Origin of the sequence: Ciceribacter sp. L1K23, from assembly GCF_018122705.1 — a bacterium.
GTDB lineage: Bacteria > Pseudomonadota > Alphaproteobacteria > Rhizobiales > Rhizobiaceae > Allorhizobium.
The window spans coordinates 2009121-2031406 of sequence record NZ_JAGRRC010000001.1 but is presented as its reverse complement, the minus strand read 5'-3'; the positions used below and the strand labels follow the sequence as shown (position 1 = coordinate 2031406).

Here is a 22286-nt window from a genome sequence, read left to right as displayed (position 1 = left end):
GACAACGCGTGCGCGGGGACCCTGCGCACGCTCCCTTTTCCGGTCTTTCGGTTAAATGCATCGGGGAAGGGGAGTTTTGCCGCATTTCGCGGTTAACTGTCATTCTAAGGCCTGCTGCGGCATCCCGGGATTTTGCCGCAACCAGAGCCAAGCGAGGGCGTTTCGCCCCATAAGGAGATAGGCATGAACCAAGAGGTCATGAACCTTTTCAACCCGCAGGTGCCGGCTCAGCACTTCGATTCCATCCGGATCTCGATCGCGAGCCCGGAAAAGATCCTGTCGTGGTCGTACGGCGAGATCAAGAAGCCGGAAACGATCAACTACCGCACCTTCAAGCCCGAGCGCGACGGCCTGTTCTGCGCCCGCATCTTTGGTCCCATCAAGGACTACGAATGCCTGTGCGGCAAGTACAAGCGCATGAAGTACAAGGGCATCATCTGCGAAAAGTGCGGCGTCGAAGTCACGCTGTCGCGCGTTCGCCGTGAGCGCATGGGCCATATCGAGCTCGCAGCGCCCGTTGCCCACATCTGGTTCCTGAAGTCGCTTCCCTCGCGCATCTCGACTCTGCTCGACATGACGCTGAAGGATGTCGAGCGCGTTCTCTACTTCGAGAACTACATCGTGACCGAGCCGGGCCTGACCTCGCTGAAGGAGCATCAGCTCCTGTCCGAGGAAGAGTACATGATGGCCGTCGACGAGTTCGGCGAGGACCAGTTTACCGCGATGATCGGTGCTGAAGCCATCTACGAGATGCTGGCCTCGATGAACCTCGACAAGATCGCTGGCGATCTGCGTTCCGAGCTTGCCGACACCACGTCGGATCTCAAGCAGAAGAAGCTGATGAAGCGCCTGAAGATCGTCGAGAACTTCATGGAGTCCGGCAACCGTCCGGAGTGGATGATCATGAAGGTCGTTCCGGTGATCCCGCCGGACCTGCGTCCGCTGGTTCCGCTCGACGGCGGCCGTTTCGCGACGTCGGACCTCAACGATCTCTATCGCCGCGTCATCAACCGTAACAACCGTCTGAAGCGCCTGATCGAACTGCGCGCTCCGGGCATCATCATCCGCAACGAAAAGCGCATGCTGCAGGAATCTGTGGACGCGCTGTTCGACAACGGCCGCCGTGGCCGCGTCATCACCGGCGCCAACAAGCGCCCGCTGAAGTCGCTGTCCGACATGCTTAAGGGCAAGCAGGGCCGCTTCCGCCAGAACCTTCTCGGCAAGCGCGTCGACTATTCCGGCCGTTCGGTCATCGTGACCGGTCCGGAGCTGAAGCTGCACCAGTGCGGCCTGCCGAAGAAGATGGCGCTCGAGCTCTTCAAGCCGTTCATCTACGCCCGCCTCGACGCCAAGGGTTATTCCTCGACCGTCAAACAGGCCAAGAAGCTGGTTGAGAAGGAAAAGCCGGAAGTCTGGGATATCCTCGACGAGGTCATCCGCGAGCATCCGGTTCTGCTGAACCGCGCCCCGACGCTGCACCGACTGGGCATCCAGGCCTTCGAACCGATCCTGGTCGAAGGCAAGGCGATCCAGCTGCACCCGCTCGTCTGCACGGCCTTCAACGCCGACTTTGACGGTGACCAGATGGCCGTTCACGTGCCGCTGTCGCTTGAAGCCCAGCTCGAAGCCCGCGTGTTGATGATGTCGACGAACAACATCCTGCACCCGGCAAACGGCGCCCCGATCATCGTTCCGTCGCAGGACATGGTTCTCGGCCTGTACTACTTGTCGATCATGAACCAGAACGAGCCGGGCGAAGGCATGGTCTTCTCCGACCTCGGCGAACTGCACCACGCGCTGGAAAACAAGGTCGTCACCCTGCACGCCAAGATCAAGGGCCGCTTCAAGACCGTCGACGCCGACGGCAAGCCGGTTTCGAAGATCTATGAAACGACGCCGGGCCGCATGATCATCGGCGAACTTCTGCCGAAGAACGTCAACGTGCCGTTCGACATCTGCAACCAGGAAATGACCAAGAAGAACATCTCCAAGATGATCGACACGGTCTATCGTCACTGCGGTCAGAAGGACACGGTCATCTTCTGCGACCGGATCATGCAGCTGGGCTTCACCCACGCCTGCCGCGCCGGCATCTCGTTCGGCAAGGACGACATGATCATTCCGGAAACCAAGGTGAAGATCGTCGGTGACACCGAAGCCCTGGTGAAGGAATACGAGCAGCAGTACAACGACGGCCTGATCACCCAGGGCGAGAAGTACAACAAGGTCGTTGACGCCTGGGGCAAGGCCACCGAAAAGGTCGCCGAAGACATGATGGCCCGCATTAAGGCCGTCGAGTTCGACAAGGAGTCCGGTCGTCAGAAGCCGATGAACGCCATCTACATGATGTCGCACTCGGGTGCCCGCGGTTCTCCGAACCAGATGCGCCAGCTGGGCGGCATGCGCGGCCTCATGGCCAAGCCGTCGGGCGAAATCATCGAGACGCCGATCATCTCGAACTTCAAGGAAGGTCTGACCGTTAACGAGTACTTCAACTCGACCCACGGTGCCCGTAAGGGTCTGGCCGACACCGCCTTGAAGACCGCGAACTCGGGTTACCTGACCCGTCGTCTCGTCGACGTGGCGCAGGATTGCATCGTCAACATGGTTGATTGCGGCACCGACAAGGGCCTGACCATGACGGCGATCGTCGATGCCGGCCAGGTCGTTGCCTCCATCGGCGCCCGCGTTCTGGGTCGTACCGCGCTTGACGATATCGATCATCCGGTCACGGGTGAGCGGATCGTCGATGCCGGCAAGATGATCCTGGAAGCAGACGTCATCGAGATCGAAAAGGCTGGTATCCAGTCGATCCGCATCCGCTCGGCGCTGACCTGCGAAGTCCAGACCGGCGTCTGCTCGGTCTGCTACGGTCGAGATCTGGCCCGTGGTACGCCTGTCAACATGGGCGAAGCCGTCGGCGTTATCGCGGCGCAGTCGATCGGCGAACCGGGCACTCAGCTCACCATGCGTACCTTCCACCTTGGCGGTACGGCAAACGTGGTCGACCAGTCGTTCCTGGAAGCGTCGTACGAAGGCACGATCCAGATCAAGAACCGCAACCTGCTGCGCAACTCCGATGGCAACCTCATCGCCATGGGCCGCAGCATGGCCGTCACCATTCTTGACGAGCGTGGTGTGGAGCGGTCGTCGCAGCGCGTTGCCTACGGTTCGAAGGTATTCGTGGACGATGGCGACAAGGTCAAGCGCGGCCAGCGTCTCGCCGAGTGGGACCCGTACACCCGTCCGATGATGACGGAAGTGGCCGGTGTCGTTCACTTCGAGGACGTTGTCGACGGTCTTTCGGTTCTCGAAGCGACCGACGAATCCACCGGTATCACCAAGCGCCAGGTTATCGACTGGCGTTCGACCCCGCGTGGTTCGGATCTGAAGCCGGCGATCGTCATCAAGGACGAAAGCGGTGCCGTGATGAAGCTGAGCCGCGGCGGCGAAGCCCGCTTCCTGCTCTCGGTCGACGCGATCCTGTCGGTCGAACCGGGCACGAAGGTGTCGCAGGGTGACGTTCTCGCCCGTTCGCCGCTCGAAAGCGCCAAGACCAAGGACATCACCGGTGGTCTGCCGCGCGTTGCCGAATTGTTCGAAGCCCGTCGTCCGAAGGACCATGCCATCATCGCTGAGATCGATGGTACGATCCGCCTCGGCCGCGACTACAAGAACAAGCGTCGCGTCATCATCGAGCCTGCGGAAGATGGTGTTGAGCCGGTCGAGTACCTGATCCCGAAGGGCAAGCCCTTCCATCTTCAGGACGGCGACTACATCGAAAAGGGTGACTACATCCTCGACGGCAACCCGGCTCCGCACGACATCCTGGCGATCAAGGGCGTCGAGGCACTCGCCTCGTACCTGGTCAACGAAATCCAGGAGGTCTATCGACTGCAGGGCGTTGTGATCAACGACAAGCACATCGAGGTGATCGTTCGCCAGATGCTGCAGAAGGTCGAGATCACAGACAGCGGCGACAGCCAGTACATCGTCGGCGACAATGTCGATCGCATAGAACTGGACGAAGTCAACGAGCGTCTGGCTGAGGAAGGCAAGAAGCCGGCATATGGCGATCCGGTCCTTCTCGGCATCACCAAGGCCTCGCTGCAGACCCCGTCGTTCATTTCGGCCGCATCCTTCCAGGAAACCACCAAGGTTCTCACGGAAGCTGCGATTGCCGGCAAGATGGACACGCTGCAGGGTCTTAAGGAAAACGTCATCGTCGGCCGCCTCATCCCGGCTGGTACCGGCGGCACCATGACGCAGATCCGCCGCATTGCCACCTCGCGCGACGACCTCATCCTCGAGGAGCGCAAGAAGGGCAGCGGTGCTGATGTCGCTACCCCCATGCTGCAAAGCATGTCGGAACAGGCTCCGGCCGGCGAGTGATCTGAGGCCTGGCGATTAATCGCAGGCTGAAACGGACAAACTGTAGGCGCCCGGGTCTCCCGGGCGCCTTTTTTGCTTGTCACCGACGGTTCTGGGCAGCCAAGGAACCGCCTGTGGCGCTGGCTCGTTTTGAGCTCGAGGGCGGAGGTTGATTGTGAAGCGGGGCTTGCGACGTCGCGCGGTTCCGGGGTCACGGCGGGGACGGCAGAGGGGAGGGGCCTTCGACGATGGGAACGGCGTCTCATACGGCGCTGGCTTGAAGCGCCCGGATGTCCGCTCCGGCAGCCTCTCGAATGTCAAAGACTTGTAGAAAATACGAAGAAACCGCCCGACGACTGCCGAGCGGTTCTGATTTCAGCACTGCTGATGAGGCGAGGGCGCCTTAGCCGAAGCGGATGATCGACACTTCGCCTTCCAAAGCGCCCTGATATGCCGATGCGTGCGGTTCCTCGTCCGGGATGTCCTGCAGCATGCCGATCTGATCGAGGTCGGCTTCCACGAAGCCCTCTTCGGAGAGCGCGTTTAGCACGGCGCGGACCGCCGAATCGTCATCCGGCGCAGCAACCATGACATGCACGTCGATCGCCTCTCCCCCGGCTTCCTCGTATGCCTTGGCAATGACGATGAAGACCATCGGCGAATCGAGGTTGTTGTCGTTGTCGGGGAGATTGATCATGGCCGGTACCTTTCGGGTTCGGGCGGGAGCAGGGGCCAAAGTGGGCCGCGATTCGGGCGATGGCTGTTGTCTAGCGGATTATCATGCTAGACGAAAAGCTCTATGACGTCAGCCATGGCTTTTCCGTGGCGGCAAGCGCATCTGGCGTCCGCCGCTTCGGCCATTATTTTCCGGTTAAGACTTGACTGGAATGCGCGAAGACAGTAGTACGCCGGCCATCGGAGCCAATGTGAGGAATGCTGTTCGAGGCGCCACGCCTTGGAGTTAACCTCAAACAAGGCTCCAATACGCACGTTGACGACACGAATGCCGCACGCATGACGCATTTTATGATGCGTCCTCTGTTCTTTTGTGGTCCATCCGCTGGCAAAAGCGGGTCGGGCCACATTTTGCGCATGATGAAAACTGTGCGGCCACCGCCGGCAACGGCAAATTCAGGGGTCCGAGAGGGCCGAGAGCAAAAATCGTAAGGGATGGTTGTATGCCTACCGTAAACCAGCTGATCCGCAAGCCGCGTCAGGCACAGGTCAAGCGCAACAAGGTTCCTGCCCTGCAGGAAAACCCGCAGAAGCGTGGTGTTTGCACCCGCGTCTACACCACGACCCCGAAGAAGCCGAACTCGGCTCTGCGTAAGGTCGCCAAGATCCGTCTCACCAACGGCTTCGAAGTCATCGGCTACATTCCGGGCGAAGGTCACAACCTTCAGGAACACTCCGTGGTCATGATCCGCGGCGGCCGTGTGAAGGACTTGCCGGGTGTTCGTTATCACATCATCCGCGGCGTTCTCGACACCCAGGGTGTCAAGAACCGTAAGCAGCGCCGTTCGAAGTACGGTGCGAAGCGTCCGAAGTAATCCGGATCGCTCCGATTATAACAATCCTGGTGCTGCGCGAGGTTCTCCGCGTTCTAAAGTGCCGTAACCGTTGAGAGACAAGAAGTATGTCCCGTCGCCACAGAGCAGAAAAGCGCGAGATCAATCCGGACCCGAAGTTCGGTGATCTCGTCGTCACCAAGTTCATGAATGCCATCATGCTGCACGGCAAGAAGTCCGTCGCCGAGACCATCGTCTACGGCGCCTTCGATGCTGTTCAGGCCAAGCTGAAGCAGGAGCCGATCACGGTGTTTCACCAGGCTCTCGATAACATCGCTCCGCACGTCGAGGTCCGCTCTCGCCGCGTCGGTGGTGCGACGTATCAGGTTCCGGTCGACGTTCGTCCGGAGCGTCGTCAGGCTCTGGCCATTCGCTGGCTGATCACGGCTGCTCGCAAGCGCAACGAGACCACCATGGTTGATCGCCTCTGCGGCGAACTGATGGATGCCGCCAACAATCGCGGCTCGGCTGTCAAGAAGCGTGAAGACACGCACAAGATGGCTGACGCGAACCGCGCGTTCTCGCATTACCGCTGGTAATCAACCGATCGAATATTGAAAGGCAGTCCGTTATGGCTCGCGAATATAAAATCGAAGACTACCGCAACTTCGGTATCATGGCGCACATCGACGCCGGCAAGACCACGACCACCGAGCGTATCCTTTACTACACCGGTAAGTCGCACAAGATCGGCGAAGTGCACGACGGCGCTGCCACCATGGACTGGATGGAGCAGGAGCAGGAGCGTGGCATCACGATCACGTCCGCTGCCACCACGACCTTCTGGAAGGGCCGTGACGGCAAGATGCGCCGCTTCAACATCATCGACACGCCCGGCCACGTTGACTTCACCATCGAAGTCGAGCGTTCGCTGCGCGTTCTCGACGGTGCCATCGCGCTTCTCGACGCCAACGCTGGCGTCGAGCCGCAGACCGAAACCGTATGGCGTCAGGCTGAAAAGTACCACGTCCCGCGGATGATCTTCTGCAACAAGATGGACAAGACCGGCGCTGACTTCTACCGCTCTGTGGAAATGATCAAGACCCGTCTCGGCGCCACCGCTGTTGTCATGCAGCTGCCGATCGGCGCTGAAAGCGACTTCAAGGGCGTCGTCGACCTGATCGAGATGAACGCGCTCGTCTGGCGCGATGAGTCCCTCGGCGCTGCCTGGGACGTCGTCGAAATCCCGGCCGACCTCAAGGAAAAGGCCGAGGAATATCGCGAAAAGCTGATCGAGACCGTTGTCGAGATCGACGAAGAAGCGATGGAAGCCTACCTGAACGGCGAAATGCCGGACAACGACAAGATCCGTGCTCTCGTTCGTCGCGGCACCATCGACGTGAAGTTCCACCCGATGTTCTGCGGCACCGCGTTCAAGAACAAGGGCGTTCAGCCGCTGCTCGACGCCGTGGTCGATTATCTGCCGTCGCCGCTCGACATTCCGGCGATCAAAGGCATCGACTTCAAGACCGAAGCTGAGATCGAGCGCCATGCAGATGACGCCGAGCCGCTCTCGATGCTGGCATTCAAGATCATGAACGACCCCTTCGTCGGTTCGCTCACCTTCGCCCGCATCTATTCCGGCAAGCTGGAAAAGGGTTCGTCTGTTCTAAATACGGTCAAGGACAAGCGCGAGCGCGTCGGCCGCATGTTGCAGATGCACTCCAACAGCCGTGAAGACATCGAAGAAGCCTTTGCAGGCGACATCGTTGCTCTCGCCGGTCTCAAGGAAACCACTACGGGTGACACGCTCTGCGATCCCTTGAAGCCGGTTATCCTTGAGCGCATGGAATTCCCCGAGCCGGTCATCCAGATCGCGATCGAGCCGAAGTCCAAGGGCGACCAGGAAAAGATGGGCCTCGCGCTCAACCGCCTGGCAGCCGAAGACCCGTCGTTCCGCGTCAAGACCGACCAGGAATCCGGCCAGACGATCATCGCCGGCATGGGCGAACTTCACCTGGACATCATCGTCGACCGCATGCGTCGCGAGTTCAAGGTCGAAGCCAACGTCGGTGCTCCGCAGGTTGCCTATCGCGAAACCATCACGCGTCAGCACGAAGAAGATTACACGCACAAGAAGCAGTCCGGTGGTACCGGCCAGTTCGCGCGCGTCAAGATCGTCTTCGAACCGAACCCGGAAGGCGAAGACTTCAAGTTCGAGTCCAAGATCGTCGGCGGTGCTGTTCCGAAGGAATACATCCCGGGCGTTCAGAAGGGTATCGAAAGCGTTCTGACCTCGGGTCCGCTCGCTGGCTTCCCGATGCTCGGCGTCAAGGCCACCCTCATTGATGGTGCCTTCCACGACGTCGACTCCTCGGTTCTGGCGTTCGAAATCGCATCGCGTGCCTGCTTCCGTGAAGCAGCCAAGAAGGCCGGCGCACAGCTGCTCGAGCCGATGATGCGCGTCGAAGTCGTCACCCCGGAAGATTATGTCGGCGACGTCATCGGCGACCTGAACTCCCGTCGTGGCCAGATCCAGGGCCAGGAACAGCGCGGCATCGCGATCGTGATCAACGCTCACGTTCCGCTGGCGAACATGTTCAAGTACGTCGACAGCCTGCGCTCCATGTCGCAGGGCCGTGCGCAGTACTCGATGGTGTTCGACCACTACGCCCCGGTACCGAGCAACGTCGCTCAGGAAATCCAGGCCAAGTATTCCGGTCAGAAGTGACCGGAATACCCCAAAACCTGAACAGTTAACGAATTTCTCCCCTCGGGGAGACGAAAGAATGGAGAGCCGGAAATGGCAAAGAGTAAGTTTGAGCGCAACAAGCCTCACGTTAACATTGGCACGATCGGCCACGTTGACCATGGCAAGACGTCGCTGACGGCGGCGATCACGAAGTACTTCGGCGAGTTCAAGGCGTACGACCAGATCGACGCTGCCCCGGAAGAAAAGGCGCGCGGCATCACGATTTCGACGGCACACGTCGAGTACGAGACGCCGAACCGTCACTATGCGCACGTCGACTGCCCCGGCCACGCCGACTACGTCAAGAACATGATCACCGGTGCTGCCCAGATGGACGGCGCGATCCTGGTTTGCTCGGCTGCCGACGGCCCGATGCCGCAGACCCGCGAGCACATCCTGCTCGCCCGTCAGGTTGGCGTTCCGGCGATCGTTGTGTTCCTGAACAAGGTCGACCAGGTTGACGACGCCGAGCTTCTCGAGCTCGTCGAACTGGAAGTTCGCGAACTTCTGTCGTCCTACGACTTCCCGGGCGACGACATCCCGGTCATCAAGGGTTCGGCGCTTGCTGCTCTTGAAGATTCGGACAAGAAGATCGGTGAAGACGCGATCCGCGAGCTGATGGCCGCTGTTGACGCCTACATCCCGACGCCTGAGCGTCCGATCGACCAGCCGTTCCTGATGCCGATCGAAGACGTGTTCTCGATCTCGGGCCGTGGTACGGTTGTGACCGGTCGCGTTGAGCGTGGTATCGTCAAGGTCGGCGAGGAAATCGAAATCGTCGGCATCCGTCCGACGACGAAGACGACCTGCACGGGCGTTGAAATGTTCCGCAAGCTGCTCGACCAGGGCCAGGCTGGCGACAACATCGGCGCGCTGCTTCGCGGCGTCGACCGTAACGGCGTCGAGCGTGGTCAGATCCTGTGCAAGCCGGGTTCGGTCAAGCCGCACAAGAAGTTCATGGCAGAAGCCTACATCCTGACGAAGGAAGAGGGCGGCCGTCATACGCCGTTCTTCACGAACTACCGTCCGCAGTTCTACTTCCGCACGACGGACGTGACGGGCATCGTGACGCTTCCGGAAGGCACGGAAATGGTCATGCCTGGCGACAACGTGACCGTTGCCGTTGAGCTGATCGTTCCGATCGCGATGGAAGAAAAGCTGCGCTTCGCGATCCGCGAAGGCGGCCGCACCGTCGGCGCCGGCATCGTCGCTTCGATCATCGAGTAATGCAGATACGATCGGCCCCGCACCCATCGGGTTGCGGGGCCGATTGTCGGTTTCAGGGTTGGAAAACCCCATGCGCGTCGCGCATGCCAGGAAGTCGCGTCGTTTGGCCCGTAGGCCATTGACGAAAAGGCGGTGAGGGTATATGTCGCCGCCACGAATGGAGTCGGGCGGTGATTTGCTCCTCCCGACGTTAGCGCTGCAATTTGGTCGTCTCGATTGGGATGGCGGGGCAGGGCTCCTTATTCTGAGTGAAGTGACAGGGGCATCCTTGATGTCCGTGTGATTTTTGAAAATCAGGGGCCGGCCAGTAATTGGTAATTCACTGTCTCTGCGTATGCGGGACGCAAGAAAAGAAACAAGGACAAGTCGAATGAACGGCCAGAATATCCGCATCCGCCTGAAGGCGTTTGATCACCGGGTTCTCGATGCCTCCACGCGGGAGATCGTCTCCACTGCCAAGCGCACCGGTGCAAGCGTACGCGGCCCGGTTCCGCTTCCGACCCGCATTGAAAAGTTCACGGTCAACCGTTCGCCTCACGTCGACAAGAAGAGCCGTGAGCAGTTCGAGATGCGCACGCACAAGCGCCTTCTCGACATCGTTGATCCGACCCCCCAGACCGTAGACGCGCTGATGAAGCTCGATTTGGCGGCGGGTGTTGACGTCGAGATCAAGCTCTAAGGAATTCCGGCGAGAGCCGAAATAACAAGGAAGGTACGTGGCAAGACCTGCCAACGACTTCTCGAAACGGGAAACCCGAAGGTTCGGAAGGGCCTGAGTGGAATCCTTAAACAAAGAGGAAAGGCCGTGACCTCATGGTCCCGGCCGCGACTCTCAAGAGGAATGAACCATGCGTTCAGGTGTGATTGCACAGAAAGTGGGAATGACCCGCGTCTATAACGACGCCGGTGAGCATGTCCCGGTAACAGTTCTGCGTCTCGACAACGTTCAGGTCGTGGCTCAGCGCACCGCCGACAAGAATGGCTATACCGCGCTTCAGCTCGGTGCCGGCTCGTCGAAGGTCAAGAATACCACGAAGGGCCTGCGCGGCCACTTCGCTGCCGCCTCGGTCGAGCCGAAGGCCAAGCTCGTAGAATTCCGCGTTTCCGAAGATAACCTGCTGGACGTCGGCGCACAGCTGACGGCCGGCCACTTTTCGGCTGGCCAGCTGGTCGACGTGACCGGCACCACCATCGGTAAGGGTTTTGCCGGTGCGATGAAGCGCCACAACTTCGGCGGTCTCCGTGCCACGCACGGTGTATCGGTTTCGCACCGCTCGCACGGTTCGACCGGTAACAACCAGGATCCGGGCAAGGTCTGGAAGGGCAAGCGCATGGCTGGTCACATGGGCCAGACGCGCGTCACCACGCAGAATCTCGAAGTCGTTTCGACCGATGAAGATCGCGGTTTGATCCTTGTGAAGGGCGCCGTTCCCGGTTCCAAGGGTTCCTGGATCATCGTCCGCGACGCCGTCAAGTCGGCATCGAAGTAAGGGAGCCAAACCAATGGAATTGAACGTCAAGACCCTCGAGGGCAAAGACGCCGGCAAGGTTTCCCTGTCGGATGCGATTTTCGGCCTTGAGCCGCGCGAGGACATCATTGCCCGCGTCGTTCGCTGGCAGCTCGCCAAGAAGCAGCAGGGCACCCACAAGTCCAAGGGCCGTTCCGAGGTTTCTCGTACCGGTTCGAAGATGTACAAGCAGAAGGGCACCGGTCGCGCTCGCCACCACTCGGCTCGCGCTCCGCAGTTCCGCGGCGGTGGTCGTGCACATGGTCCGGTTGTTCGCAGCCACGCCCACGACCTGCCGAAGAAGGTTCGCGCTCTTGCTCTGCGTCACGCTCTTTCGGCCAAGCTGAAGGCTGAAGACCTGATCATCGTCGACAACCTGGTCGCGGCCGAAGCCAAGACTAAGGCGCTCGCCGGCACGCTGGCGTCGCTCGGCTTCAGCAACGCCCTGCTGATCGGCGGCGCTGAACTCGACAACAACTTCAAGCTCGCTGCGGCCAACATCCCGAACATCGATGTTCTGCCGGTTCAGGGCATCAACGTTTACGACATCCTGCGCCGCGGCAAGCTCGTGCTGTCCAAGGCTGCGGTTGAAGCTCTGGAGGAGCGGTTCAAATGACTGATCTTCGCCACTACGACGTGATCGTCTCTCCGTCGATCACCGAAAAGTCGACCCTGGTATCCGAACAGAACCAGGTCGTCTTCAACGTCGCCAAGGGCGCCAGCAAGCCGGAAATCAAGGCTGCTGTCGAGGCTCTCTTCGGCGTCAAGGTCAAGGCCGTCAACACGCTGCTCCGCAAGGGCAAGGTTAAGCGTTTCCGCGGCTTCGCCGGCAAGCAGAAGGACGTGAAGAAGGCGATCGTTACGCTCGCCGACGGACAGTCCATCGACGTGTCGACCGGCATCTGAGCTAGGGAACAAGTAAAATGGCATTGAAAAGCTTCAACCCGACCACGCCGAGCCAGCGCCAGCTGGTTATCGTCGACCGTTCGCAGCTCTACAAGGGCAAGCCGGTCAAGGCTCTGACGGAAGGTCTTTCCAAGAGCGGCGGCCGTAACAACCTCGGCCGGATCACCGCCCGCTTCATCGGCGGTGGTCACAAGCGTACCTACCGTCTCGTTGACTTCAAGCGTCGCAAGTTCGACGTCGAAGGCACCGTAGAGCGTCTGGAATACGACCCGAACCGCACGGCGTTCATCGCGCTCGTCAACTACGCCGATGGCGAACAGGCCTACATCCTCGCTCCGCAGCGTCTTGCTGCAGGCGACAAGGTCATCGCTTCGGACAAGGCTGTCGACGTCAAGCCCGGCAACACCATGCCACTGCAGTACATCCCGGTTGGCTCGATCGTTCACAACGTCGAGATGAAGCCGGGCAAGGGTGGCCAGATCGCCCGTTCGGCAGGCACCTACGTTCAGCTGGTCGGCCGCGATGCCGGCATGGCGATCCTTCGTCTGAACTCGGGTGAACAGCGCCTGGTGCACGGCTCCTGCCTTGCAACGATCGGCGCCGTCTCCAACCCGGACCACGGCAACATCAACGACGGCAAGGCTGGTCGTACCCGTTGGCGCGGCAAGACCCCGCATAACCGCGGTGTCGTCATGAACCCGGTCGACCACCCGCACGGCGGTGGTGAAGGCCGCACGTCCGGTGGTCGTCACCCGGTTTCCCCGTGGGGCAAGCCGACCAAGGGCAAGCGGACTCGTTCGAACAAGTCGACCGACAAGTTCATCATGCGCTCGCGCCACCTGAAGAAGAAGTAAGAGAGGTTAGTCAGAAATGGCTCGTTCAGTATGGAAAGGCCCGTTTGTCGACGGCTATCTTCTCGCAAAGGCAGAGAAGGTTCGCACAGGCGGCCGCAGTGAAGTGATCAAGATCTGGAGCCGTCGCTCCACGATCCTGCCGCAGTTCGTCGGTCTCACCTTCGGCGTCTACAACGGCTCCAAGCACGTTCCGGTCAGCGTCAACGAAGACATGGTCGGTCACAAGTTCGGTGAATTCGCTCCGACCCGGACCTATTACGGTCACGGCGCGGACAAGAAGGCGAAGAGGAAGTAATCATGGCGAAGGCAAAGACCGAACGCCGGCTGAAGGACAACGAAGCACAGGCAGTCGCCCGCACGCTTCGCGTCAGCCCGCAGAAGCTGAACCTGGTTGCCGCCATGATCCGCGGCAAGAAGGTTGATCGTGCGCTCGCCGATCTCGAATTCTCGCGCAAGCGCATCGCCGGCACCGTCAAGAAGACGCTGGAATCGGCGATCGCAAACGCCGAGAACAACCACGACCTCGACGTCGATCAGCTGATCGTCGCTGAGGCCTATGTCGGCAAGTCGATCGTCATGAAGCGCTTCCACGCCCGTGGCCGTGGCCGTGCATCCCGCATCGAAAAGCCGTTCGCGCACCTGACCATCGTGGTTCGCGAAGTTGAAGCCAAAGGGGAGGCCGCATAATGGGTCAGAAAATCAATCCGATCGGCTTCCGCCTCGGCATCAACCGTACCTGGGATAGCCGTTGGTTCGCCGACAACGCCGAATACGGCCAGCTCCTTCACGAAGACCTGAAGATCCGCAAGTATCTGATGTCGGAGCTGAAGCAGGCCGGTATCGCCAAGGTCGTCATCGAGCGCCCGCACAAGAAGTGCCGCGTCACGATCCACTCGGCTCGCCCGGGTCTGATCATCGGCAAGAAGGGTGCGGACATCGAGAAGCTTCGCAAGAAGATTTCGTCGATGACCAATTCCGAAACGCACCTCAACATCGTTGAAGTGCGCAAGCCGGAAATCGACGCAACGCTGGTCGCACAGTCGATCGCCCAGCAGCTCGAGCGTCGTATCGCATTCCGTCGCGCCATGAAGCGCGCCGTTCAGTCGGCCATGCGTCTGGGTGCCGAAGGCATCAAGATCACCTGCGCCGGCCGTCTCGGCGGCGCTGAAATCGCCCGTACGGAATGGTATCGCGAAGGTCGCGTGCCGCTGCACACGCTGCGCGCCGACATCGACTACGGCACGGCCGAGGCAGAAACCGCTTACGGTATCTGCGGCATCAAGGTCTGGATCTTCAAGGGCGAAATCCTTGAGCACGACCCGATGGCATCCGAGCGTCGCGCCATGGAAGGCGATGCACAGGGTCCGGCAAGCCGTGGTGAACGCGGCGATCGTGGCGACCGTCGCCGCGAACGCGAAAACGCTTGATCAACGCTGGCGAAAGATAAGCTCGGAGAAGTAAGAAAATGTTGCAGCCAAAGCGTACAAAATACCGCAAGCAGTTCAAGGGTCGCATCAAGGGCGTCGCCAAGGGCGGTTTTGACCTGGCTTTCGGTGAATACGGCCTCAAGGCTCTGGAACCGAACCGTGTGAACGCACGCGAAATCGAAGCAGCCCGTCGTGCGATCACCCGCTACATGAAGCGTGCTGGTCGTGTGTGGATCCGTGTATTCCCGGACGTCCCGGTCACGGCCAAGCCCACCGAAGTTCGTATGGGTAAGGGTAAGGGTTCGGTTGAATACTGGGCATGCAAGGTCAAGCCCGGTCGTATCATGTTCGAGATCGACGGCGTATCGGAAGAGATCGCACGCGAGGCTCTGCGCCTCGGTTCTGCCAAGCTCTCGGTCACGACGCGCTTCGTACAGCGCATTGCAGAGTGAGGTTCAGCACCATGAAAGCCGCAGACGTTCGCGCCATGAGCGCCGATCAGTTGAAGGACAAGCTGGCAGACCTGAAGAAGGAGCAGTTCAACCTGCGCTTCCAGAAGGCCACCGGCCAGCTTGAGAAGTCCTCTCGCATCGACGAGGTTCGCAAGGACATCGCCCGCGTGAAAACCATTGCCCGCCAGAAGGCGGCAGAAGCCAAGGCCTAAAGGAAGAATAATATGCCGAAACGCATTCTGCAGGGCGTAGTCGTTTCCGACAAGAACGAGAAGACCGTTGTTGTCCGCGTCGAGCGCCGCTTCGCGCACCCTCTGCTTCAGAAGACCGTTCGCCGGTCGAAGAAGTACAAGGCGCATGACGAGAACAACCAGTACAAGGTAGGTGATGTCGTTTCCATCGAGGAATGCGCACCGATCTCCAAGGACAAGCGCTGGACGGTTGTTGCCGCCCAGGCTTAATTGCTTCACTTTCTGCGTCTGGGCCTTGCGTCCGGCGCAGAATCCTGTATGAAGCACCCCACTGGCGTCAGAACGCTCCTCCGGAGCGTTCTTTTGCTTTGAGCGCTCGGAAGGTCCCTTTCTGGGAAACCACCTTGGCAAAGTCCCTCCCGCGCGACAATTCGAATATTTCATAAGCCGGAATAGGGGGCATCGCGCCCAACCGTCCCGGTTACAACAAGAAGGCGACCTGACATGATTCAGATGCAGACTAACCTCGACGTTGCCGACAATTCCGGCGCGCGTCGTGTCATGTGCATCAAGGTGCTGGGCGGCTCCAAGCGCAAGTACGCTTCGGTCGGCGACATCATTGTCGTTTCGATCAAGGAAGCCATTCCGCGCGGCCGCGTGAAGAAGGGTGACGTGATGAAGGCGGTTGTTGTTCGTACCGCCAAGGACATCCGCCGCGCTGACGGCAGTGTCATCCGTTTCGACACCAACGCTGCCGTCCTCATCGACAACAAGAAAGAGCCGATCGGCACCCGTATCTTCGGACCGGTTCCGCGTGAACTTCGCGCCAAGAACCACATGAAGATCATCTCGCTGGCTCCGGAAGTACTGTAAGGGAGCGATAGCGATGCAGAAGATCCGCAAGGGCGACAAGGTCGTCATTCTGGCCGGCAAGGACAAGGGTCGTTCCGGCGAAGTGCTTCAGGTCATGCCGAAGGAGGACCGCGCGGTCGTCCGTGGCATCAATATGGTCAAGCGTCACCAGCGCCAGACCCAGACCCAGGAAGCGGGTATCATCAACAAGGAAGCCCCCATCCATCTGTCCAACCTGGCGATTGCCGACAAGGACGGCAAGCCGACCCGCGTCGGTTTCCAGGTCGTTGACGGCAAGAAGGTGCGTGTGGCCAAGCGTTCGGGAGAAGTGATCGATGGCTGAGGCAAAGTACGAGCCGCGTCTCAAGGTGGAATACGTTTCCCGCATCCGCAAGGCCATGCAGGAGAAGTTCTCCTACTCCAACGAGATGCAGATCCCGAAGCTTGAAAAGATCGTGATCAACATGGGTGTGGGCGAGGCGACTGCCGACTCCAAGAAGCCCACCGTTGCAGCTGCGGACCTCGCGGCGATCGCTGGCCAGAAGCCGGTCATCACCCGTGCCCGCAACTCGATCGCAGGCTTCAAGGTTCGCGAAGGCATGCCGATCGGCGCGAAGGTCACCCTCCGTGGCGCCCGCATGTATGAATTCCTGGATCGCCTGGTCAACATCGCGCTGCCGCGCGTTCGCGACTTCCGCGGCCTGAATCCGAAGAGCTTTGACGGCCGTGGCAACTTCGCCATGGGCATTAAGGAACACATCGTCTTCCCCGAGATCAACTACGACAAGGTTGATCAGATGTGGGGCATGGACATCATCGTTTGCACGACGGCTCCGACCGACGACGAAGCACGGGCTCTTTTGACAGAGTTCAACTTCCCGTTCCGTCAGTAACCGTAACGACGAGCGTAGAGAGGATCTCAATATGGCGAAGACAAGCGCAGTTGAAAAGAACAAGCGCCGCCGCAAGACCGCCGCCAACCAGGCCGCCAAGCGCGCTGCCCTGAAGGCGATCATCATGAACCAGACCCTTCCGATCGAAGACCGGTTCAAGGCAACCCTGAAGCTCGCGGAACTTCCGCGCGATGGCTCCAAGACCCGTATTCGCAACCGTTGCGAAGTCACCGGTCGTCCGCGCGCGTTCTACCGCAAGCTCAAGATGTCGCGTATCGCGCTTCGCGAGCTGGGCAATCTCGGCAAGGTGCCGGGCATTGTGAAGTCGAGCTGGTAAGGAGACGGGCAAATGACGATGACTGATCCGTTGGGCGATATGCTCACCCGTATCCGGAATGGTATCCACCGCCGCAAGTCGACGGTGTCCACTCCGGCCTCCAAGCTGCGTGCTCGCGTTCTCGACGTTCTCCAGGCCGAGGGTTACATCCGCGGCTACTCCGAAGTGGAGTTCGAGACCGGCAAGACCGAGTTCCAGATCGAGCTGAAGTACTATGAAGGCGCGCCGGTGATCCGTGAGATCGGCCGCGTGTCCAAGCCGGGCCGCCGAGTTTATGTCTCGGTCAAGTCCATTCCGCAGGTCGCGAACGGCCTCGGCATCACCATCCTTTCGACTCCGAAGGGCGTGATGGCCGATCACCAGGCTCGCGAACAGAACGTTGGTGGCGAGGTTCTCTGCTCTGTCTTCTAAGACAGCGCAGGGGAACTCCATAGCGAACAGACAGGATAAAAACTATGTCTCGTATCGGTAAGAAGCCCGTTCCGGTTCCGGCAGGTGTGACTGCTGCTGTCGATGGCCAGAAGGTCACGGCAAAGGGTCCGAAGGGCGAACTGTTCTTCGTCGCGAATGACGATATCTCCGTGAAGCTCGAAGACAACGCCGTTGTCGTCCAGCCGATCAACGACTCCAAGGGTGCTCGTTCCAAGTGGGGCATGTCCCGCACGATGGTCGAGAACATCTTCAAGGGCGTTAAGGACGGTTACGAGCGCAAGCTCGAAATCAACGGCGTTGGTTATCGCGCCGCCATGCAGGGCAAGAATCTGCAGCTGGCGCTCGGCTTCAGCCACGACGTCGTCTATGAGCCGCCGCAGGGCATCACCATCGCTGTACCGAAGCCGACCGAAATCATCGTCACCGGCATCAACAAGCAGCAGGTTGGCCAGGTCGCAGCCGAGATCCGCGAATATCGCGGCCCCGAGCCTTACAAGGGCAAGGGCGTCAAGTATGCCGAAGAGCGGATTGTCCGCAAAGAAGGCAAGAAGAAGTAAGGAACGCGCGAAATGGCAAGCAGAAAAGAAGCACTTGTTCGTCGTGCCAATCGCGTACGGCGCCAGATCAAGGCGGTGGCCAACGGCCGTCCGCGTCTGTCGGTACATCGCTCGTCGAAGAACATCTACGCTCAGATCATCGACGATGTCGCTGGCCGCACCCTGGCCGCTGCATCGACCCTCGATGGCGATCTGAAGAAGGGCCTGAAGACCGGCGCCGATATCGCAGCAGCCGCTGCTGTCGGCAAGCTCGTAGCCGAGCGCGCGTCGAAGGCTGGCGTCAAGGATGTCGTCTTCGACCGCGGCGCCTTCATCTATCACGGCCGCATCAAGGCTCTCGCCGAGGCAGCCCGCGAAGGTGGTCTGAACTTCTAATGAATTGCCGCCCGGTTCGCCGGGCGGCTTTCCGGCCTTCCGGCCGGCTCCACGATCGCCCGAACCGAAAAGGGAAGGGCGTGTTTTTTGTAATCTGCCGATTGCACCCGGAAAAGAAAAAGGAAGAGGACAATGGCACAGGAAAAGCGTGGTTCGCGGGACGACCGTCAGAACCGTGAAGAGCGCGATAGCGAGTTTGTCGACAAGCTGGTCGCCATCAACCGCGTCGCCAAGGTGGTGAAGGGCGGCCGTCGTTTCGGCTTTGCCGCTCTCGTCGTCGTTGGTGACCAGAAGGGCCGCGTCGGCTTCGGCCACGGCAAGGCACGCGAAGTGCCGGAAGCGATCCGCAAGGCCACCGAAGCCGCCAAGCGCGACCTGATCTTCGTACCGCTGCGCGACGGCCGTACGCTGCATCACGACGTTCACGGCCGCCATGGCGCCGGCAAGGTTCTGCTGCGCGCCGCCAAGGCCGGTACCGGTATCATCGCCGGTGGTCCGATGCGCGCCGTTTTCGAAACGCTCGGCATGCATGACGTTGTCGCCAAGTCGACCGGTTCGTCGAACCCCTACAACATGGTTCGTGCAACCTTCGACGCCCTGAAGCACCAGGTTCACCCGAAGGACATCGCAGCTCAGCGCGGCCTGAAATACGCCACGCTCCAGGCTCGTCGTGCCGTCTCCGGCAACTCGGCTGAAGAATAAGAGGGTCTGATCCATGGCTAAGGCTACGAAGAAGACTGAAGCAAAGACGGTCACGATCGAACAGATCGGTTCGCCTATCCGCCGCCCGGAAATCCAGCGCAAGACGCTGATCGGTCTGGGTCTCAACAAGATGCACCGTGTCCGTACCCTGGAAGACACTCCTTCGGTTCGCGGCATGATCCGTGCTGTCCAGCATCTCGTTCGCGTCGTCGACGAGAAGTGAGACGGAGGAAAACGTCATGAAACTGAATGAAATCAAGGACAACGAAGGCGCGTCCAAGGATCGTATCCGCGTAGGTCGCGGTATCGGCTCCGGCAAGGGCAAGACCGGTGGTCGCGGCGTCAAGGGTCAGAAGGCCCGTTCCGGCGTAGCCATCAACGGCTTCGAAGGCGGTCAGATGCCGATCTACCGTCGCCTGCCGAAGCGCGGCTTCAACAACATCTTCGCATCTGATTACGTCACCGTTTCGGTTGGCCGTATCCAGGCTGCGATCGATGCCAAGAAGCTCGACGCCAAGGCAACGATCGACGCTGCTGCCCTCAAGGCTGCCGGCGTGATCCGTCGCCCGAAGGACGGCGTTCGCGTTCTCTCCGACGGTGAACTGAAGGCGAAGCTTTCGCTCGAAGTCGCCGGCGCTTCCAAGGCCGCGATCGAAAAGATCGAAAAGGCTGGCGGTTCGATCAAGCTGCTCGTTGCAGCCGCTGAAACGGCCGAGTGAAGTTTTAAGACTTTATCGCCCGGGGTGCTTCACACCGGGCGATTTTTCTCCCATATGTGAGCCTCACATTCCAAAGGACGGAATGACGCCGTTTCGTCTTCCGGGGGATTCTGGAAAACAAGGGTGAGGCAAGTGACACGCTCTCCGCGCCCGGTTTTCCGAAAAGATTGAATACGTTTTCCGGCCTGCCGCGTTCCGTGGCGCCGGTTTCGGTACGCGGAGAATTTCATGGCTTCTGCAGCGGAACAACTGGCCTCGAACCTCAGCATCTCGACCTTCTCCAAGGCGGAGGATCTGAAGAAGCGTTTGTGGTTCACCCTGGCTGCCCTTCTGGTCTACCGTCTCGGCACCCACATTCCGCTTCCCGGTCTTAACCCGGAAGCCTATGCGGCCGCCTTCCAGGGCCAGTCGAGCGGTATCCTCGGTCTCTTCAACATGTTCGCTGGCGGCGCCGTCGAGCGCATGGCGATCTTCGCGCTGGGCATCATGCCCTACATTTCCGCGTCGATCATCGTGCAGCTGATGACGTCGGTCGTGCCGACGCTCGAGAACCTGAAGAAGGAAGGCGAGCAGGGCCGCAAGATCATCAACCAGTACACTCGTTACGGTACCGTGCTACTCGGCACGCTGCAGGCCTACGGGATTGCGGTCGGCCTCGAGAGCGGGCAGGGGATCGTCATGGATCCGGGCTGGTTCTTCCGCATTTCCACCGTCATCACCCTGCTTGGCGGCACGATGTTCCTGATGTGGCTCGGTGAGCAGATCACCTCGCGCGGCATCGGCAACGGCATTTCGCTGATCATCTTCGCCGGCATCGCCGCCGGCCTGCCGACGGCGCTCGCCCATACCCTCGATCTCGGCCGCACCGGCGCTCTGTCGACCGCGCTGATTCTGACGGTCATCTTGGTCGCAATCGGCGTTATCGCCCTGATCGTCTTCGTCGAGCGCGCCCAGCGTCGCCTTCTGATCCAGTATCCGAAGCGTCAGGTTGGCAACCGGATGTTCCAGGGCGATACCTCGCACCTGCCGCTGAAGCTCAATACCTCGGGCGTGATCCCGGCCATCTTCGCGTCGTCGCTGCTTCTCCTGCCGGCGACTGCGGCGGGCTTTGCCGGCACCTCGCAGCTTCCGGCCTGGGCGACCTCGGTCATTTCCATGCTTGGACATGGCCAGCCTGTTTACATGCTGCTCTACGGCATGCTGATCGCCTTTTTCGCCTTCTTCTATACGGCGATTGTCTTCAATCCGAAGGACACCGCTGACAATCTGAAGAAGCATGGCGGCTTCATTCCGGGCATCCGTCCGGGCGAACGCACCGCCGAATACATCGATTATGTGCTGACCCGCATCACGGTTGTCGGCGCTCTCTACCTTGTTTTCGTCTGCATTCTTCCGGAAATCCTCGTTGCGCGCACGGGCATCCCATTAGCCCTTGGTGGTACTTCTCTTTTGATCGTCGTCAGCGTAACCCTTGATACGGTAGCGCAGATCCAGGGACACCTCATCGCTCAGCAGTATGAGGGTCTGATCAAGAAGTCGAAGTTGCGTGGAGGAAAGAGGGGACGATGAGACTTATACTTTTGGGGCCGCCGGGTGCAGGGAAGGGCACCCAGGCCCAGCGTATCGTCGAGAAGCACGGGATCCCGCAACTCTCGACCGGTGACATGCTGCGGGCTGCCGTCAGCGCTGGAACCGAAGTCGGCAAGCGTGCGAAAGCCGTGATGGACGCCGGCAATCTGGTGTCCGACGATATCGTCAATGCCATCGTGTCCGAGCGAATCGATGCGCCCGATTGCGCCAATGGCTTCATCCTGGATGGCTACCCCCGCACCCTGGTGCAGGCTGACGCCGTCGAGGCCATGCTTGCTGACAAGAAGATGCAGCTCGACGTGGTGATCGAATTGCAGGTGAATGATTCGGTTCTGGTGGACCGCGTCGCCGGTCGTTATACGTGCGCCAACTGCGGCGCCGGCTACCATGACCGGCTGCAGAAGCCGAAGGTCGAGGGCGTCTGCGACAAGTGCGGTTCGACGGAGTTCAAGCGCCGTCCGGACGACAACGCCGAGACCATGACGACCCGTCTTCAGGACTACTACAAGAAGACCTCGCCGCTGATCGGCTACTACTATGCCAAGGGCAAGCTGAAGAGCGTAGACGGCATGGCTGAGATCGATGAAGTCACGGCTTCGATCGAGAAAGTGCTTGCCGGCCTGTGACGCCGGC

29 protein-coding genes are annotated in these 22286 nt (G+C 60.1%); 28 read left to right on the top strand and 1 reads right to left on the bottom strand.

The genetic code is table 11. From position 1 onward, the window contains the following. Positions 1-183 precede the first annotated feature (183 nt). Entirely contained in the window at positions 184-4392 is a 4209-nt protein-coding gene (gene rpoC / locus J5J10_RS09585) for a DNA-directed RNA polymerase subunit beta' (RefSeq protein ID WP_208549355.1), read from the top strand. A 382-nt stretch (positions 4393-4774) separates the two neighbouring features. Here the strand turns inward: rpoC and J5J10_RS09580 are convergent, their stop codons facing one another. Next, the gene (locus tag J5J10_RS09580; protein ID WP_208549357.1) at positions 4775-5068 is read right to left on the bottom strand and encodes a transcriptional regulator; all 294 of its coding nucleotides are present in this window, start codon (positions 5066-5068) and stop codon (positions 4775-4777) included. A 481-nt stretch (positions 5069-5549) separates the two neighbouring features. Here J5J10_RS09580 and rpsL point away from each other — a divergent pair, with 481 nt between their 5' ends. From rpsL to J5J10_RS09445, 27 genes are all read left to right on the top strand, one after another. After that, positions 5550-5921 (top strand): 30S ribosomal protein S12, encoded by a 372-nt coding sequence (gene rpsL, locus J5J10_RS09575; protein ID WP_003507760.1) that lies wholly within the window; start codon positions 5550-5552, stop codon positions 5919-5921. A gap of 86 nt (positions 5922-6007) precedes the next feature. Further along, positions 6008-6478, top strand: coding sequence for a 30S ribosomal protein S7 (gene rpsG / locus J5J10_RS09570; protein ID WP_208549362.1), 471 nt, complete (start codon positions 6008-6010; stop codon positions 6476-6478). Between the two features lie 32 nt (positions 6479-6510). Beyond that, positions 6511-8610 carry an elongation factor G gene (gene fusA, locus J5J10_RS09565; RefSeq protein ID WP_208549363.1) on the top strand — a complete coding sequence of 700 codons (2100 nt, stop codon included), beginning with the start codon at positions 6511-6513 and terminating at the stop codon, positions 8608-8610. 72 nt (positions 8611-8682) lie between these two features. Beyond that, positions 8683-9858: an elongation factor Tu gene (gene tuf, locus J5J10_RS09560; protein ID WP_208549325.1), complete on the top strand. Its 1176-nt coding sequence runs from the start codon at positions 8683-8685 to the stop codon at positions 9856-9858. A gap of 370 nt (positions 9859-10228) precedes the next feature. Beyond that, positions 10229-10537, top strand: coding sequence for a 30S ribosomal protein S10 (gene rpsJ / locus J5J10_RS09555; protein WP_006728688.1), 309 nt, complete (start codon positions 10229-10231; stop codon positions 10535-10537). A gap of 169 nt (positions 10538-10706) precedes the next feature. Then, positions 10707-11348: a 50S ribosomal protein L3 gene (gene rplC, locus J5J10_RS09550; protein WP_208549365.1), complete on the top strand. Its 642-nt coding sequence runs from the start codon at positions 10707-10709 to the stop codon at positions 11346-11348. A 13-nt stretch (positions 11349-11361) separates the two neighbouring features. Then, a complete protein-coding gene (rplD, locus tag J5J10_RS09545) occupies positions 11362-11982 on the top strand; it encodes a 50S ribosomal protein L4 (protein WP_208549367.1) in 621 nt (206 codons plus the stop codon). Next, entirely contained in the window at positions 11979-12272 is a 294-nt protein-coding gene (locus J5J10_RS09540) for a 50S ribosomal protein L23 (protein WP_208549370.1), read from the top strand. The genes rplD and J5J10_RS09540 overlap by 4 nt, the downstream gene beginning before the upstream one ends. 17 nt (positions 12273-12289) lie before the next feature. Continuing rightward, positions 12290-13126, top strand: coding sequence for a 50S ribosomal protein L2 (gene rplB / locus J5J10_RS09535; RefSeq protein WP_208549373.1), 837 nt, complete (start codon positions 12290-12292; stop codon positions 13124-13126). Positions 13127-13142: 16 nt separating this feature from the next. After that, on the top strand, positions 13143-13421 hold the full coding sequence (rpsS, locus tag J5J10_RS09530; protein WP_208549374.1) for a 30S ribosomal protein S19: 279 nt from the start codon (positions 13143-13145) through the stop codon (positions 13419-13421). 2 nt (positions 13422-13423) lie between these two features. Beyond that, positions 13424-13813 (top strand): 50S ribosomal protein L22, encoded by a 390-nt coding sequence (gene rplV, locus J5J10_RS09525; protein WP_208549376.1) that lies wholly within the window; start codon positions 13424-13426, stop codon positions 13811-13813. Then, positions 13813-14553, top strand: a complete 741-nt coding sequence (gene rpsC, locus J5J10_RS09520; RefSeq protein WP_208549377.1) for a 30S ribosomal protein S3 — start codon at positions 13813-13815, stop codon at positions 14551-14553. Before rplV ends, rpsC begins: the two co-directional genes overlap by 1 nt. Positions 14554-14591: 38 nt before the next feature. Next, positions 14592-15005 carry a 50S ribosomal protein L16 gene (gene rplP / locus J5J10_RS09515; RefSeq protein ID WP_054158105.1) on the top strand — a complete coding sequence of 138 codons (414 nt, stop codon included), beginning with the start codon at positions 14592-14594 and terminating at the stop codon, positions 15003-15005. A gap of 11 nt (positions 15006-15016) precedes the next feature. Further along, positions 15017-15217 (top strand): 50S ribosomal protein L29, encoded by a 201-nt coding sequence (rpmC, locus tag J5J10_RS09510; protein ID WP_208549378.1) that lies wholly within the window; start codon positions 15017-15019, stop codon positions 15215-15217. A 12-nt stretch (positions 15218-15229) separates the two neighbouring features. Next, entirely contained in the window at positions 15230-15466 is a 237-nt protein-coding gene (gene rpsQ, locus J5J10_RS09505) for a 30S ribosomal protein S17 (RefSeq protein ID WP_071008864.1), read from the top strand. 234 nt (positions 15467-15700) lie between these two features. Beyond that, on the top strand, positions 15701-16069 hold the full coding sequence (gene rplN / locus J5J10_RS09500; protein ID WP_182304374.1) for a 50S ribosomal protein L14: 369 nt from the start codon (positions 15701-15703) through the stop codon (positions 16067-16069). A gap of 13 nt (positions 16070-16082) precedes the next feature. Next, entirely contained in the window at positions 16083-16391 is a 309-nt protein-coding gene (gene rplX / locus J5J10_RS09495) for a 50S ribosomal protein L24 (protein WP_208549381.1), read from the top strand. Then, positions 16384-16941 carry a 50S ribosomal protein L5 gene (rplE, locus tag J5J10_RS09490; protein ID WP_208549386.1) on the top strand — a complete coding sequence of 186 codons (558 nt, stop codon included), beginning with the start codon at positions 16384-16386 and terminating at the stop codon, positions 16939-16941. Before rplX ends, rplE begins: the two co-directional genes overlap by 8 nt. Before the next feature lie 31 nt (positions 16942-16972). Next, complete coding sequence (gene rpsN, locus J5J10_RS09485) at positions 16973-17278, top strand: 30S ribosomal protein S14 (RefSeq protein ID WP_208549392.1); 306 nt, start codon at positions 16973-16975, stop codon at positions 17276-17278. Positions 17279-17290: 12 nt separating this feature from the next. Beyond that, positions 17291-17689, top strand: coding sequence for a 30S ribosomal protein S8 (rpsH, locus tag J5J10_RS09480; RefSeq protein ID WP_208549398.1), 399 nt, complete (start codon positions 17291-17293; stop codon positions 17687-17689). A 44-nt stretch (positions 17690-17733) separates the two neighbouring features. Beyond that, positions 17734-18267: a 50S ribosomal protein L6 gene (gene rplF / locus J5J10_RS09475; protein WP_208549401.1), complete on the top strand. Its 534-nt coding sequence runs from the start codon at positions 17734-17736 to the stop codon at positions 18265-18267. Positions 18268-18279: 12 nt separating this feature from the next. Further along, positions 18280-18642, top strand: a complete 363-nt coding sequence (gene rplR / locus J5J10_RS09470; protein WP_208549402.1) for a 50S ribosomal protein L18 — start codon at positions 18280-18282, stop codon at positions 18640-18642. A gap of 132 nt (positions 18643-18774) precedes the next feature. Continuing rightward, positions 18775-19344: a 30S ribosomal protein S5 gene (gene rpsE, locus J5J10_RS09465; RefSeq protein ID WP_211929713.1), complete on the top strand. Its 570-nt coding sequence runs from the start codon at positions 18775-18777 to the stop codon at positions 19342-19344. A gap of 13 nt (positions 19345-19357) precedes the next feature. Beyond that, on the top strand, positions 19358-19567 hold the full coding sequence (gene rpmD, locus J5J10_RS09460; protein WP_208549409.1) for a 50S ribosomal protein L30: 210 nt from the start codon (positions 19358-19360) through the stop codon (positions 19565-19567). A 16-nt stretch (positions 19568-19583) separates the two neighbouring features. Beyond that, a complete protein-coding gene (rplO, locus tag J5J10_RS09455) occupies positions 19584-20063 on the top strand; it encodes a 50S ribosomal protein L15 (RefSeq protein WP_208549420.1) in 480 nt (159 codons plus the stop codon). 228 nt (positions 20064-20291) lie between these two features. Beyond that, the gene (gene secY, locus J5J10_RS09450) at positions 20292-21632 is read left to right on the top strand and encodes a preprotein translocase subunit SecY (protein WP_211929712.1); all 1341 of its coding nucleotides are present in this window, start codon (positions 20292-20294) and stop codon (positions 21630-21632) included. Then, entirely contained in the window at positions 21629-22279 is a 651-nt protein-coding gene (locus J5J10_RS09445) for an adenylate kinase (RefSeq protein WP_211929711.1), read from the top strand. The genes secY and J5J10_RS09445 overlap by 4 nt, the downstream gene beginning before the upstream one ends. Positions 22280-22286: the final 7 nt, after the last annotated feature.

Coding starts and splice junctions, on each gene's coding strand:
- rplC (WP_208549365.1), top strand. CDS start 10,707: ATGCGTTCAGGTGTGATTGCACAGAAAGTGGGAATGACCCGCGTCTAT.
- rpmC (WP_208549378.1), top strand. CDS start 15,017: ATGAAAGCCGCAGACGTTCGCGCCATGAGCGCCGATCAGTTGAAGGAC.
- rpsC (WP_208549377.1), top strand. CDS start 13,813: ATGGGTCAGAAAATCAATCCGATCGGCTTCCGCCTCGGCATCAACCGT.
- rplD (WP_208549367.1), top strand. CDS start 11,362: ATGGAATTGAACGTCAAGACCCTCGAGGGCAAAGACGCCGGCAAGGTT.
- rpsE (WP_211929713.1), top strand. CDS start 18,775: ATGGCACAGGAAAAGCGTGGTTCGCGGGACGACCGTCAGAACCGTGAA.
- rpoC (WP_208549355.1), top strand. CDS start 184: ATGAACCAAGAGGTCATGAACCTTTTCAACCCGCAGGTGCCGGCTCAG.
- fusA (WP_208549363.1), top strand. CDS start 6,511: ATGGCTCGCGAATATAAAATCGAAGACTACCGCAACTTCGGTATCATG.
- rplB (WP_208549373.1), top strand. CDS start 12,290: ATGGCATTGAAAAGCTTCAACCCGACCACGCCGAGCCAGCGCCAGCTG.
- rpsJ (WP_006728688.1), top strand. CDS start 10,229: ATGAACGGCCAGAATATCCGCATCCGCCTGAAGGCGTTTGATCACCGG.
- rplP (WP_054158105.1), top strand. CDS start 14,592: ATGTTGCAGCCAAAGCGTACAAAATACCGCAAGCAGTTCAAGGGTCGC.
- J5J10_RS09580 (WP_208549357.1), bottom strand. CDS start 5,068: ATGATCAATCTCCCCGACAACGACAACAACCTCGATTCGCCGATGGTC.
- J5J10_RS09445 (WP_211929711.1), top strand. CDS start 21,629: ATGAGACTTATACTTTTGGGGCCGCCGGGTGCAGGGAAGGGCACCCAG.
- rplF (WP_208549401.1), top strand. CDS start 17,734: ATGTCTCGTATCGGTAAGAAGCCCGTTCCGGTTCCGGCAGGTGTGACT.
- tuf (WP_208549325.1), top strand. CDS start 8,683: ATGGCAAAGAGTAAGTTTGAGCGCAACAAGCCTCACGTTAACATTGGC.
- rplX (WP_208549381.1), top strand. CDS start 16,083: ATGCAGAAGATCCGCAAGGGCGACAAGGTCGTCATTCTGGCCGGCAAG.
- rplO (WP_208549420.1), top strand. CDS start 19,584: ATGAAACTGAATGAAATCAAGGACAACGAAGGCGCGTCCAAGGATCGT.
- rpsL (WP_003507760.1), top strand. CDS start 5,550: ATGCCTACCGTAAACCAGCTGATCCGCAAGCCGCGTCAGGCACAGGTC.
- rpsG (WP_208549362.1), top strand. CDS start 6,008: ATGTCCCGTCGCCACAGAGCAGAAAAGCGCGAGATCAATCCGGACCCG.
- rpmD (WP_208549409.1), top strand. CDS start 19,358: ATGGCTAAGGCTACGAAGAAGACTGAAGCAAAGACGGTCACGATCGAA.
- rpsN (WP_208549392.1), top strand. CDS start 16,973: ATGGCGAAGACAAGCGCAGTTGAAAAGAACAAGCGCCGCCGCAAGACC.
- rplR (WP_208549402.1), top strand. CDS start 18,280: ATGGCAAGCAGAAAAGAAGCACTTGTTCGTCGTGCCAATCGCGTACGG.
- rpsQ (WP_071008864.1), top strand. CDS start 15,230: ATGCCGAAACGCATTCTGCAGGGCGTAGTCGTTTCCGACAAGAACGAG.
- rplN (WP_182304374.1), top strand. CDS start 15,701: ATGATTCAGATGCAGACTAACCTCGACGTTGCCGACAATTCCGGCGCG.
- J5J10_RS09540 (WP_208549370.1), top strand. CDS start 11,979: ATGACTGATCTTCGCCACTACGACGTGATCGTCTCTCCGTCGATCACC.
- rpsH (WP_208549398.1), top strand. CDS start 17,291: ATGACGATGACTGATCCGTTGGGCGATATGCTCACCCGTATCCGGAAT.
- secY (WP_211929712.1), top strand. CDS start 20,292: ATGGCTTCTGCAGCGGAACAACTGGCCTCGAACCTCAGCATCTCGACC.
- rplV (WP_208549376.1), top strand. CDS start 13,424: ATGGCGAAGGCAAAGACCGAACGCCGGCTGAAGGACAACGAAGCACAG.
- rpsS (WP_208549374.1), top strand. CDS start 13,143: ATGGCTCGTTCAGTATGGAAAGGCCCGTTTGTCGACGGCTATCTTCTC.
- rplE (WP_208549386.1), top strand. CDS start 16,384: ATGGCTGAGGCAAAGTACGAGCCGCGTCTCAAGGTGGAATACGTTTCC.